The 12,645-nt window shown below is 62.3% G+C and carries 9 protein-coding genes; 5 read left to right on the plus strand and 4 right to left on the minus strand.

Annotation, left to right across the window (positions count from 1 at the left end; genetic code table 11):
- Window positions 1-32: 32 nt before the first annotated feature.
- The 3 genes from M1L53_RS04485 to M1L53_RS04495 all read left to right on the plus strand — a co-directional run bounded on the left by M1L53_RS04485 (window position 33) and on the right by M1L53_RS04495 (window position 6,295).
- Window positions 33-3,401, plus strand: a complete 3,369-nt coding sequence (locus M1L53_RS04485) for a serine hydrolase (RefSeq protein WP_054188019.1) — start codon at window positions 33-35, stop codon at window positions 3,399-3,401.
- 20 nt (window positions 3,402-3,421) lie between these two features.
- Entirely contained in the window at window positions 3,422-4,819 is a 1,398-nt protein-coding gene (locus M1L53_RS04490) for a serine hydrolase (protein WP_054188037.1), read from the plus strand.
- 87 nt (window positions 4,820-4,906) lie between these two features.
- A complete protein-coding gene (locus M1L53_RS04495; protein ID WP_054188020.1) occupies window positions 4,907-6,295 on the plus strand; it encodes a HAMP domain-containing sensor histidine kinase in 1,389 nt (462 codons plus the stop codon).
- A 3-nt stretch (window positions 6,296-6,298) separates the two neighbouring features.
- On the opposite strand, the gene M1L53_RS04500 is transcribed toward M1L53_RS04495, so the two are convergent.
- Entirely contained in the window at window positions 6,299-6,973 is a 675-nt protein-coding gene (locus M1L53_RS04500; protein ID WP_037132434.1) for a response regulator transcription factor, read from the minus strand.
- Between the two features lie 117 nt (window positions 6,974-7,090).
- Between M1L53_RS04500 and M1L53_RS04505 the strand changes: the two genes are divergently transcribed.
- Window positions 7,091-7,924, plus strand: a complete 834-nt coding sequence (locus tag M1L53_RS04505; protein WP_230793145.1) for a phosphatase PAP2 family protein — start codon at window positions 7,091-7,093, stop codon at window positions 7,922-7,924.
- Here the strand turns inward: M1L53_RS04505 and M1L53_RS04510 are convergent.
- Window positions 7,860-8,942, minus strand: a complete 1,083-nt coding sequence (locus tag M1L53_RS04510) for an iron-siderophore ABC transporter substrate-binding protein (protein ID WP_228232453.1) — start codon at window positions 8,940-8,942, stop codon at window positions 7,860-7,862. The two genes, M1L53_RS04505 and M1L53_RS04510, sit on opposite strands and share 65 nt — an antisense overlap.
- 99 nt (window positions 8,943-9,041) lie before the next feature.
- On the opposite strand from M1L53_RS04510, the gene M1L53_RS04515 reads away from it, so the two are divergent.
- Window positions 9,042-9,497, plus strand: a complete 456-nt coding sequence (locus M1L53_RS04515; RefSeq protein WP_054188021.1) for a MarR family winged helix-turn-helix transcriptional regulator — start codon at window positions 9,042-9,044, stop codon at window positions 9,495-9,497.
- A 74-nt stretch (window positions 9,498-9,571) separates the two neighbouring features.
- Here M1L53_RS04515 and M1L53_RS04520 read toward each other — a convergent pair whose 3' ends face one another.
- Window positions 9,572-11,140, minus strand: coding sequence for a GMC oxidoreductase (locus M1L53_RS04520; protein WP_197487702.1), 1,569 nt, complete (start codon window positions 11,138-11,140; stop codon window positions 9,572-9,574).
- Window positions 11,141-11,382: 242 nt separating this feature from the next.
- Window positions 11,383-12,639, minus strand: a complete 1,257-nt coding sequence (gene purD / locus M1L53_RS04525) for a phosphoribosylamine--glycine ligase (protein WP_007734401.1) — start codon at window positions 12,637-12,639, stop codon at window positions 11,383-11,385.
- Window positions 12,640-12,645 lie beyond the last annotated feature (6 nt).

The raw sequence follows: 12,645 nt of genomic DNA on the forward strand, positions 1-12,645 counted from the left end.
CTGCATCTATTTCTCCGATTCGAAGGATCTACATGACTGACCGTCCATTTGTTCTCGACGACCTCCACCGTGTGGTCACACCCACTGAGACCTCAATCTCTCCCGACGGCACCGTGGTCGTCTTCGTTCGCTCGGAAATTGTTGCCGGAAAGGCAACTACATCGCTCTGGGCGGTGTCCCGCGATTCCCAGGCTCACCGCCTCACCGCAGGGCCCGCCGATTCTGCCCCTCGGTTCTCTCCGGACGGAACCTCGATTGCCTTCCTGCGTAAGGTCGGCGACTCCGCGCAGCTGCACCTGATCCCGCTCGCCGGTGGCGAGGCCGAAACTCTCACCACATCAGCATCACTCCCCCTCGGCGCCGGTGCAGCAGCCTGGAGCCCGGACGGAAATGCCATCGCGTTCGCCGCTGTGGTCTCACGCTCGGACTCCGCCGATCCGAATGCTCCCATCGTCACCGACCGACTCGGATACAAGGTGGACGGTGCCGGTTGGCTCGGCACCTTCCGTCGCCACCTTCACACCGTCGATCTGGAGACGAAGGCAGTTCGACGGCTCACCGACGGTGATTGGAATGCCGACGTTCCGTCCTGGTCGCCCGACGGCACGGCCCTTGCCTTCACCGCGAATCTCGAACCGGACAGCGATCTGAACCTCACGTTCAGCGCTTACCGCATCCTCGTCGACGATCTGTCGGTTCCCCCGCAGCGACTCGGTCATGCCACCGGAGTGCAGGGCTCCACACTGTGGCATCCGCAGGGAGATTCGGTCGTCGCCATCGGCACTCCGGAGGTCCGTGTCGGAACTGCAGACCTGATCCGGCTGTCCGTCCCCGGCCCAACCGAGACACCGGTCGACGTCACCCTCACAGCTCATCTCGATCGCAACGTGATGCCCGGTGCACCCGGTTACCCCGGCGGCACACCGGCACTGTCGAATACTCGCGACGAAATCGTGTTCTGCCTACGCGATCGTGGATGGACGCATCTGTACGCGGCCGACATCGAAACCGGCACCTCTCGATCCCTCGTCGCCAATCCCAACGAGGTCGTCTCGGCGCTCTCCGTTGCCCGTGACGCCCGCGTCGCCTCCGTCATCGTCACCACGCAGCAGTCCTTCGGCGAGGTCGCACTCGTCGATCTCGACAGCGGCGCGGTCACCACGCTGACGAAATTCACCGCAGAAGCACTCCCCGAGGTGACACTGTTTGCCGCCGAGGAACGCGAGTTCACCATCTCCGACGGCCGCACCGTGCATGGTTGGTTGCTGTCCGCTCCCGAAACCAGTGGTGCCGCACCCCTTCTGCTCGACATTCACGGCGGACCGCACAACGCGTGGACCGGCGTTGCAGATACCTATCACCCCGCCCACCAGGTTCTCGCCGCCCAGGGTTGGCGCATCCTGACCCTCAATCCACGTGGGTCGGACGGGTACGGCGCAGACTTCATGTACGCCGTCAACGGCGCCTGGGGTACCTCCGACCAAGCCGACTTCCTCGAGCCGATCGACGCGCTTGTCGCCGAGGGACTTGTCGACGGGGACCGTCTGGCGATCACCGGGTACAGCTACGGCGGATACAGTACGTGTCACCTGACGTCCGCGACGGATCGTTTTGCCGCTGCGGTTGCCGGCGGGCTGATCTGCGATTTCAACGCCATGGCCGGAGTCTGCGATTTCGGTCCGCACCTCGCGTCACTCGCCACCGGCACGACTGTTCCCGAGAACTCCGCGGGGCTCCTGGCAGCCTCACCGCTCGCCGCCGTGAAGAACGTGGTGACCCCGACGCTGATCCTGCACGGAAAGTCGGACGAGCGGTGCCCGCTGGGTCAAGCCGAGGCCTGGTTCGCCGCACTGCGCCAGCAGCACGTACCCACCCGTCTGGTGGCGTATCCCGGTGCAAGCCACGGGTTCCTCGTCAACGGCTCGATCTCGCACCGAATCGACTACAGCACACGACTCATCGAATGGGTCAAGCGATACACCTCCGCGAAGCTGCCCAAGACCGGCCTGGCCAACGCGTCTGCCGGAGCCGACGCGTGGAAGCGTTCGCTGGACGTACTGTGTGAGCGTTACGGCGTCACCGGTGCTCAATTCGGTATTCTCACACTCGATTCCAACGGCAAGGAAATCACCCGTACGACGGTGGCTTCCGGCGTGATCAATGCAGACACCGGGGTCGAGGTATCCACCGACTCCCTGTTCCAGATCGGATCCATCACCAAGGTATGGACCGCGATGCTGGTCATGCAGCTTGTCGACGAAGGCTTGCTCGACCTGGACGCGACCGTCCGGTCGATTCTGCCCGATTTCGCACTGCAGGACGAGGAAACAGCTGCCCGCATCACGGTTCGCGCACTTCTGAACCATCGCAACGGAATCGACGGTGACCTGTTCATCGACAAGGGTCGCGGCGACGACGTCGTCGAACGCTACGTCGAGGGCCTGCGTGACTTCCGTCAGGTTCATCCACTCGAGGACGGCTTCGCGTACTCGAACTCCGCGTACGTCCTTGCAGCTCGTATCGTCGAGGTTCTTCGCGGCGGCATCTGGGACGACATCCTCAAGGAGCGGATCATCGATCCGCTCGGCCTCGCGCACACACTCACGTTGACCGGAGATACACCGAGATACTCTGTGGCAGCGGGTCATACGGGGAACTCCGTCGTGATGCCCGTCTGGCCGATCACGCGCTCGATGGGGCCCGCGGGTTGCATCACTGCCAGCATCGGAGATCTACTCACGTTCGCGGAACTCGGTCTTCTCGAAGGACAGAGCGTCGACGGCGTACGGATCGTGTCGGAAAATTCAGCCGCCGCGATGCGCACACCCGAAATCGACATCAGCGAACTGTTCCCGGACAAGTCGGGTTGGGGCTTGGGCTGGTTCCACGAAACCTGGTCGGGCGAAGAGATTTTCGGGCACGACGGCAGCACCATCGGCCAGCACGCGTATCTGCGCATCTTCCCCCGCCACAATGTCGCGATCGCACTGCTGACCAGCGGCGGCAAGGCCGACGGCCTCTACCGTGATCTCTTCACCGAAGCCGCGGCCGCGTTGGTCGGACTCGAACCTCCGCAAGCCCTCGCCCCGAACCCCGCGAGTGTGGAGTCGATTCCGGATTCGGTTCTGGGAAAGTACAGCTCGGGCGGAATAGCAATCGAGTTCCGTCGTGGAGAGTCCGCTGACGAGGCCGTGATCACCGTCATCGGCGACGTAATCCCGAATCCCGAGGAAGACGAGACAGCTCCGAAGAAGCCTGCAACGGTAGCCACTCTCGTACCGTCGCAGATCCCGGGGACCTGGACCACCCGTCAACCCGGGGCCGCGGGTTGGACGACGGTACGGCCGCACCGAGACGGAGTGTACGTCGGATTCCGCTTCCTACCACGGGTTAACGCGTGACGATGACCGATACACATACGATGACGGAAACACAGAACGCCGAAACACAGAACGCCAGCGAACTCGAGGAATCAAAGATGCAAGAACAGCTTCAAGAACTCGTCGATCAGTGGAGGGTCGAGGCAAACATCCCCGGCGTCTCGGTCGGCATCGTTCACGGCGACAAGGACATCGTCGTCACCAGTGGCATCGAGAGCGTCGAAACCCAACTCCCGGTCACCGACAAGACGATGTTCATGATCGGCTCCACCACAAAGGTGTTCGCCGCAACAGCCGCGATGGCACTCGTCGAGGACGGCCTACTCGATCTCGACACCCCGTTGGTCGAGTACGTCCCCGACCTGACCTTCGCCGACGAAACAGCCACGCGCACAGTCACGATGCGTCATCTCCTCACCCACACCGGCGGATTCACCGGCGACGCGGGCCTCTCGGCAGGCTGGGGCGAAGACGCCCTGGGACGCTCGGTTTCACGGCTGAACGAACTGCGACAAGAATTTCCCGTCGGAGAAGTCTTCTCCTACAGCAACTCCGGATTCGTTCTCGCCGGACATGTCGTGGCCAAGATCAGCGGATTGACCTTCGAAGAGCTGGTCAAGCAGCGCGTGCTCGACCCCCTCGACATGAAGAACTCGGCCTTCCTGCCCTGGGACGTGATGACCCACCGGTTCGCACTCGGTCACTACATCCGCGACGGTGTGCCGTTCGTGTCCAACGAAACCGGGCTGGACCGCGGCATGATCCCTTGCGGCGGAATGTGGTCCTCGGTGCGAGACCAACTCGTCTGGGCACGTTACGCACTGTCTGGCGAACACCCCGGCGAAGGACAGCCGCTCGACGAGTCCACCCGGTTGTTGATGCAGAAGCCGCAGCGTCCCGCCGCGATGATGTTCGAGGAAGTCGGCCTGGGATGGCTGTTGACTCGATACGGAACCACACAGGTAGTGCGGCATGGCGGAAACGTGAGCAACCTCCAGGTCTCCGAGTTCATGACAGTGCCCGAGAAGAACTTCGCCGTCACCGTGCTGACCAACGCCCTCGGCGGCGGAATCGGCAAGAAGATCGTCGACTGGTGCATGGCCAACCTCACTGAACTACCCACGCCGGCATCCCTCGACGTAGTCGAGCCCGAACCCGCTGCCGTCGACGCAGTCCTGGGCAAGTATCAGGCCGGCTCACTGACGATGACCGTCGCCCCCGGTGACGAGGGAATCGGCATCCGGATGGGCAGCGCGCAGGATCTCGGTGAATACGAGGACATCGTCTGGCCGCCGGCAATCCCGATCGCCTTCCTCAACGACCGTGACTTCGCTGCGCGCGCCGACACCACCCGGGCGTTGGGACGCTTCGTCACCGACGACACCGGTCGCGCCGTGATGCTCGAATTCGGCGGCCGCACCGCCAAGCGAGTGGCCTGATCCTCTAGACGGGTGACGCGGTCCGATTACGGGACCGCGTCACCCGTCTTCGTAAATGCACAGCCGAGAAGGTACAGACTGGACGCCATGAACTTCATCGGCGAGTCGATTCTGCACCCCTCCCGGTGGAGCGTGCGTGCCCGTTCGACCGTGGCTTCGACACTCGTGATCGCCTTCTGCCTGGTGATCGCCGGGCTTGCACTGGTTTTCGTGCTGGCAAACTCCCTGCATCTGTCCGCGCTGAACAGCTCCGACGCTCGCGCCACGCAATTGGTCCAGCAGCTCAACGGAAAAAACCCGGCCGATCTCGACCCTTCGCTTCTGTCCACAGACAGTCAGATCGGAATCGTGCAGATCGTCGACGCCGATCACCGAATAGTCGCCCAATCACCTGGAACCGACAGCGACCTCCTGTCCGAACGTTTTCTCGGCCCTGACGAGTCGGACGCTCTCGGAAGGGTCAAGAAGTCCGACGACGAGGACTACTGGCTGATCGGGCGAGGCGCTCAGACGGCGACCGGACCAGTCACCGTCTTCGTCGGCGCCGACCGCGAACCGGTTGAAACCGTGGTGACGACCGTTGCCGTTCTGCTGGCCATCGTCGGACCTCTGGTCCTGGGGCTGGCAGCGTTTGCCACCTACCGCCTCGTCGGTTCGGCCCTCGCTCCCGTCGAACGCATCCGCGCTCGGGTAGCATCGATTTCGAGTGGGCGTCAAGGTGAACGAGTGCCTGTCCCGTCAGGGAACGACGAGATAGCCCGACTGGCAACAACAATGAACGACATGCTGGCGCGCCTCGACGAAGGTGCGCTGGCCCAGCAACGATTTGTCAGCGATGCCTCACACGAGTTACGCAGTCCGCTGTCCACGATCACGACGGCCCTCGAACTGGCACACCGACGCCCGGATCTCCTCGACGACGCGCTGATCGAAGACGCACTACTTCCCGAGGCGCGCCGGATGCGGCAGTTGATCGAAGACCTGTTGATTCTCGCGCGCTCTGACGAAAGCGAACTCGAAAAGTTCGGCATCGTCGTCGACGTCGACCTCGATGACATCTTGTTCGCCGAGCAGAAAAGGATCGACGGTATCTCCGCAGTTACGGTCGCCGCTGCCGTGGCTCCGGTTCGGGTCTCCGGAGACCCGAGAGCATTGACGCGGATGGTGCGAAACCTCGTGGACAATGCAGTGCGGCATGCGGAGACCCTCGTGTATCTCGAGTGCTCCGAAGCCGGAAACGAAGCCCACATCGTGATCGAGGACGACGGGCCCGGAATCCCTGCAGCAGAACGCGAACGAATCTTCGGACGCTTCGTCCGCCTGGACCAGCCGCGGTCGAGGCAGGGAGGCGGGTCCGGACTTGGACTCGCCATCGCGTCGGAAATAGTTGCGGCGCACCACGGAACCATTTCCGTCAGCGAGAGGGCGGGCGGTGGAAGTCGATTCGAGGTGACGATTCCGGTACCGAACGACTGACGATCAGGCAGTGCCGACAAAGCGGTACCCGACGCCTCGGACCGTTTCGATGCTCTGAGTTCCGAACGGGAGGTCGAGCTTCTTACGAAGGTAACCGATATACACCTCGACGATGTTCTCGTCACCTTCGTAGTTGGTGTCCCAGACAGAGCGAACGATCTCGGTCTTCGTGACCACCACACCATTGTTGCGCATCAAGAATTCGAGAACGCTGTACTCCCTTGGCGTCAGGGTCAATTCGATTCCCGCTCTGCTCACCTGATGTTTGGCCGGGTCGAGGGACAGGTCTCCAACGGAGAGTATCGCCGGACGTTGTGGAGCGCCGCGACGCACCAGTGCGCGCAGCCGAGCGAGAAGCACGACAAACGAGAATGGCTTGACCAGGTAGTCGTCGGCGCCGAGATCGAATGCATCAGCCAGGTCGTATTCGCCGTCCTTTGCCGAGAGCATGAGGATCGGCGTCCAGATCTCCCGGGCGCGTAGATCCCGCACGATGTCGTACCCGTGTTTGCCCGGCAACATGATGTCGAGAACGATCACGTCGAATTCGTCACTGCACGCAGTCGCGAATCCGTCGTCACCGTTGAGTTCGACGGCGGTCACGAATCCCTCGGCCACCAATCCCCGCCGGATCGTCTCGGCCAGGCGCACTTCGTCTTCGACCACCAGTACTCGCACCACCGGCCCCGTTTCGTCGCCACGCAGTTGTTCGGATGCACCCAGTAGAGCAGACGGTAGACCCAGAGCCGAGTTCCGTTCAGCGTTTCTTCAGCTTCGGCTCGTCACACTGCATTCATGCCTGCAACTGTGTCGACCGTGCGAAACGTGGTCACCGAAGTCCTGACCGAGAGCACCACCGCAGAGATCGCGGTTGCCGCAATCGTGGTGGCCGCAGCTCTGTTCGCGTTCGGTTCGATCTACCGAGCTTCCAGCGTTCGGTCTACAGCCCTTCGCACGTGCGGACTCGTGCTTGCACTGGTGACGCTGTCGATCCAGGTGTATGGAAGCGGGTGGTTGACGAGCTTCGACGGGCCGGTGACCGACTGGATGGTCGATCATCGGAGCGGCGCCCTGAACCAGATCGCGGTCGCCGTCACAGATCTCGGTAGCCCGGTCGCCACCGCGCTACTCGGGATCACCTGCGGAGTGCTCATCTCCTGGCGAGCGCGTTCGGTCGTTCCGGGCTTGATCGTGATCGGAACCGTTGGCGGGGCGGCGGTCGCCAGCACGGTAATCAAAGCGCTCGTCGGTCGCGAACGTCCGCCGACCAACATCCAGGTTCTTCTCGAGACCGGCCACTCGTTCCCCTCCGGTCACGTGACGGGCACAGCAGCGCTGTTCGGCATTGCCGTTCTCGTTGTGAGCGTCGACCGAACAACGGCCGTCAAACGCCTTCTGATGCTCCTCGCCGTGACGGTCACCGTCGTCGTCGCGCTGACTCGCCTCTACTTGGGTGCGCACTGGCTCACCGACGTCATCGCCGGAGCCATTCTCGCGACGCTTGCCGTCACGGTGGGTGGAGCCCTCTTCCGATTCGTCGGCACTCACAACCAAGCTGAATCGACTACTGCTGCAATGCGCTCTGCAGAACCTTCAGCACTTCACGAGCCGCAGTCGGCCCGGTATTGAGGTAGAAGACGTCGTCGTCAACAGCGACGGCGTGGTTGGCGACCACACCACGTAACTGCCCCCACAACGGCGCGTTCGTCAATGTCGCCGGGTCCCCGCCCTGCACGCCGTAGAAGATCCAGTCGGCGTCCGCCACGTTCAACTCTTCTTCACTGATGTCTCGGGAAGTGTCGTCGAACTGCTGCGACTGCGGACGGGTCAAGCCGGCATCCTCGGCGATACTGCCGGTGAACGAAGGAATACCGAAGATGCGCAGACGATTTCCGTTCTGGCGCGTGAACGACACCGTCGGCGGCGACGAGAGGGAAGCACCGAGGGCCGCGGCATCGGTATTGAAGGTATCCAGCAGTGCCGCCGCCTGCTGCGTCTTACCTACCCCGTCGGCAACCAGCAGGAAGTCCTGCTTCCAGTAGACGCCGGTTCCCTGTGTTGCCACCGTGGGTGCGATGGCGGAAAGCTGGTCGTACAGCGAATCAGCGTCCTTTCCTGCAACATTCATCAAGATCAGGTCAGGATCGAGCGTGACGATCGCTTCGAAATTCGGTGTGAAGCGTCCACCTGCGTCAACGACATCACTTAGCTGAGTACGGAATTCGGGGTACGCAGACAACAAGTACGGAGGCACCAGGTCCGCACCGTCACCACGCGTCGAACCTGCGGGCACGACACCGAGCGACAGGAGTGCATCTGCTTGCCCGGTCGAGATGACAACAACCTTTTCGGGCTGCGATTCGATCGTGGTGTCCCCTTTGAAGTGTGAGACGGTACGAGGGAACTCGCCGTCCGACTTTCCGCTCCCCATTCCAACCGGGACTTCTCGCGGAGCGACAAACGCAGAGTCCGCCGGAGCCGACGCACTGATCTCGGCATCTGTGGGCGACGCGTCCTCGCTCGAGCAGCCACTGAGAGCTGCCACCAATGTCAGTGCGCCGATCAGCATTACACTGCGTGACTTCTTTCGAAAATTCATGATCGTGTCCCGTACGTCGTGAAGCATGACAGCTTCATCTTCCGTCATGGTTAGGTGACCCTACCCTATGAAGAACTGTAAACTATATCTGTGTCAGATACAGTTCCAGGGCGAGGATCACACGGGGTCGATCGCTACTCTGATCACGTGCCCACCGCGGAAGAAGCATCGAGATCACTCATCGCTGCGGCGTTCGAATTGCGTCGAGCGCTGCGGGAATACATGGATACGTCGGGTACCGACGCGACTCTGCCAGAGGCACAATCCGAAGTACTTCACGATGTCGCACACCATCCGGGCACTCGCATCGGGGCCGTGGCCGATCGTCTCTCCAGACGCCCGAACACCGTCAGCACGCTGGTGCGCACACTCTCCGACAAAGACCTGATCGAACGGCGACCCGATCCCACGGACGGCCGAGTGAGCACACTTTTCGTGAAGGACGAGCGAAGCGCGCGACGAGACCGTCGATCCGAACTACGCATCGGCGTTCTCGCCGAAGAATTGGCGTCCCTCGACGAGGGCGCCCTCGACACATTGACCACTGCCGTCGGTATCCTCGACCGAGTCAATCGATCATTGCGAGATCACGCGCCGCGATGACACTCCGGGACATACAGAAGCGGTGCGGTGCAGCACCTGCCGCACCGCACCGCACCTGCTGACGAGTTACCGCCCTAGTTCATGTCGTTCGCAATGATGTTCTCGATATTCCGTTCGGCCAGAGCGGTGATGGTGACGAACGGATTGACTCCCACATTGCCCGGTACGAGGGATCCGTCCATGACGTACAGACCCGGGTACTCCGGCAGACGACCGTAGCCGTCGGTCGCCTTGCCGAGCACACAACCGCCGAGGGGGTGGTACGTCAACTGATCGCCCCACGTCTGCGTCGGGCCGAAGAGGTCGGTCCGGTAGATCGTGCCTTCCTTCTTGTTGATCTTGTCGAAGAGCTTCTTCGCCATGTCGATCGACGGCTGGTTCTGCGAGCGCTGCCAGTTCAATCCGACCTTGCCTGTTGCCGAGTTGAATTGGAACTGAGCACGTTGCGGATTCTTGGCAATCGCCAAGTACAGGCTGACCCACAGTTCGGTACCGGCCGGGAAGGGTGCGATTTCCGCAAAGACGGGAGCGGATGTGTCGGCCCAGTTGTCGATACCCATCACGGGGATCGCCGACTGCTTCGCACCGGTGGCGTCCCACATGTGATTGGCGCGGCCCACCATCACGTTGCCGTTGTGACCCCATTCCTGTCCAACTGCACCCGGCAAATTCGCCAGCTGCCCTTGCGCTTTCATCGCGACCAGGAGCTTGCTGGTCCCGATACTGCCGGCCGCGAAGAAGACCTTGTCCGCCGTCACTGTCTTGGTGCCGACGGTATTGCCCTGCTCGTTGATCTGGTTCATCACCACTTGATAGCCACCGCCGGTCGCGGCCGGGGAAACCGAGGTCACGACGTGCAGAGCTGAAATGGTGAGCTTGCCGGTGGCGGATGCCGCAGCGAGGTACGTCTTGTCCAGAGATTTCTTTCCGGCATTGTTGCCGTAGATGACCTCACTGACCAGAGCGGACTTGGTGACCTGGCCGGCAGCTTCTTGCTTCATGTAGTTGAAGTCGTAGACATTCGGCACGAACGTTGTTGTGTAACCGGATCTCTCAGCGGTCTTTCGCCCCGTCCGCGCGAACTTGTAGTACTCGGTCGATTCGAACCAGGCCGGGTCGATGTTGTTGACTCCGAGCGCAGCGTTCGCGCGCGGGAAATACGTCGAGTACATCTCGTTGGAATCGACACCGGGCAGGATCTCTTCGAAATAGTTACGCTTGGGTGTGACGGCCATACCGCCGTTGACCAGCGACCCACCGCCGACCCCTCGGCCCTGGTAGACCTTGATCCCGCCGAAGTCCTCGGCGTCGAGAACACCGACGTAGCGGCTGATGTTCTTGTCCACCGAGCCGCCGGAGAAGTGTGAAACCGGTTGAACTGTACGGTCTCTGAGCCAGAAGGACCGACCGTCGGGCGAGAGCATCGGGCAGAAGATCTTGCCGTCGGACCCTGGTGTGGTCCACGACTTCCCCATCTCGACCATGTGCGTGTCGATACCGGCCTGTGTCAGGCGAAGTGCCGCAACGGCACCGCCGTATCCACTGCCGATCACGAGCGCGGGGACACGGTCTCCGTCGTTCAATGCTCGTCTGGGCGCAGCGGCCGCCGTGGTCCACGAGGACGAGAGTGCGGCGGCCCCCACAGCTAATCCTGTTGCTGCCAAGAAGTTTCTACGCGAGAGCGTGGAATTGGTACGTGCGTGCCGTTCGTTGGATCCAGCGCGAATGCTCAAGTGTGCCCTTCTCTTTCCGTGACCCCCGCGCTGAGATATACCGGGAGAAACCGAACGAGAAGTCCATACTCGTGGGTAACTTCAAGGAACCGTTGATTTTCCATGAAAAGGGCCGATGAACAGAAAGTTCACCGGCCCTCCGAAAGAACGAGTCAGGGAATTGAGATGCGACCTTCGACGGCGCCGAGCCCGATGTCCTTGCGGAAATGACCGCCGGGAAGCTTGACGTCGGCGATCTTTGCGTAGGCGTCGTCGCGAGCTTCGGTCAGATCCTTGCCCACTCCGACAACACTCAGCACACGCCCGCCGGCCGAGACGACGGCACCGTCTTCACGCTTCTTGGTACCGGCGTGCAGGACTCCGTCGGCGTCGGCTCCGGTGATCACGTCGCCGGTGCGTGGGGTTGACGGGTAGTTCTCCGCGGCAATCACGACCGTGACAGCGGAACCGTCGCGCCACTGCAACGGACCGACCGAATCGAGTGTTCCGGTCGAGGCCGCATTGAGTAGACCGCCCAGCGGCGTTTCGAGGAGAGCAAGCACGGCCTGAGTTTCGGGGTCACCGAACCGGCAGTTGAATTCGACGACGGCCGGGCCGTCGACACCGATCGCCAGACCGGCGTAGAGAAGGCCGGAGAAACTGCTACCGCGCGCGACCAACTCGGCAGCGACAGGCTTGACGACGTCGTCGACGATCTGCGTGACCATCTCGTCGGGCAGCCACGGCAATGGGGTGTACGCGCCCATGCCGCCGGTGTTGGGTCCGGAGTCTCCGTCGCCTACTCGCTTGTGGTCCTGAGCCGGGAGCAGCGGGATCACGGTTTCGCCGTCGACGAGGCAGAAGAGCGAAACTTCCGGACCGTCGAGGAAGGACTCGAGGAGAACCGGGTGTCCGGTCTCGAGCAGTTCTGCGGCATGATCGCGCGCGGCGAGACGATCCGTCGTGACGACTACGCCCTTACCCGCGGCCAATCCGTCGTCCTTGACCACCCAGTTGGGACCGAAGCGGTCGAGTGCTTCGTCGAGCTTGGCCGGATTGTCGACGATCTCACTGTGAGCGGTCTTGACGCCGGCGACAGCCATCACGTCCTTGGCGAAAGCCTTCGATCCCTCGATGCGGGCGGCGTCGGCCGAAGGCCCGAAGCAGGCGATACCTGCTGCGCGCACCGCGTCTGCGACACCGAGGACCAGCGGAACCTCGGGTCCGATGACGACGAGGTCGGCTTCGACCTTCTGGGCCAGCGCGGTAACCGCGTCACCCGAAGCGACGTCGATGGGGTGCTGCTCGGCGATTTTTGCGATCCCGGCATTGCCAGGCGCGCAGATCAGGGCCGTGACACCTGGATCGCGAGCAAGAGAGAGAAGGAGGGCATGTTCACGGGCTCCGGAGCCGATTACTAGTACGCGCACGGTGAA

The sequence above is a fragment of the Rhodococcus sp. T9N genome, assembly GCF_024436645.1.
Taxonomy (GTDB): Bacteria; Actinomycetota; Actinomycetes; order Mycobacteriales; family Mycobacteriaceae; genus Rhodococcus_F; species Rhodococcus_F qingshengii.

Coding starts and splice junctions, on each gene's coding strand:
- M1L53_RS04490 (WP_054188037.1), top strand. CDS start 3,422: ATGACGGAAACACAGAACGCCGAAACACAGAACGCCAGCGAACTCGAG.
- M1L53_RS04505 (WP_230793145.1), top strand. CDS start 7,091: ATGCCTGCAACTGTGTCGACCGTGCGAAACGTGGTCACCGAAGTCCTG.
- M1L53_RS04485 (WP_054188019.1), top strand. CDS start 33: ATGACTGACCGTCCATTTGTTCTCGACGACCTCCACCGTGTGGTCACA.
- M1L53_RS04495 (WP_054188020.1), top strand. CDS start 4,907: ATGAACTTCATCGGCGAGTCGATTCTGCACCCCTCCCGGTGGAGCGTG.
- M1L53_RS04510 (WP_228232453.1), bottom strand. CDS start 8,942: ATGACGGAAGATGAAGCTGTCATGCTTCACGACGTACGGGACACGATC.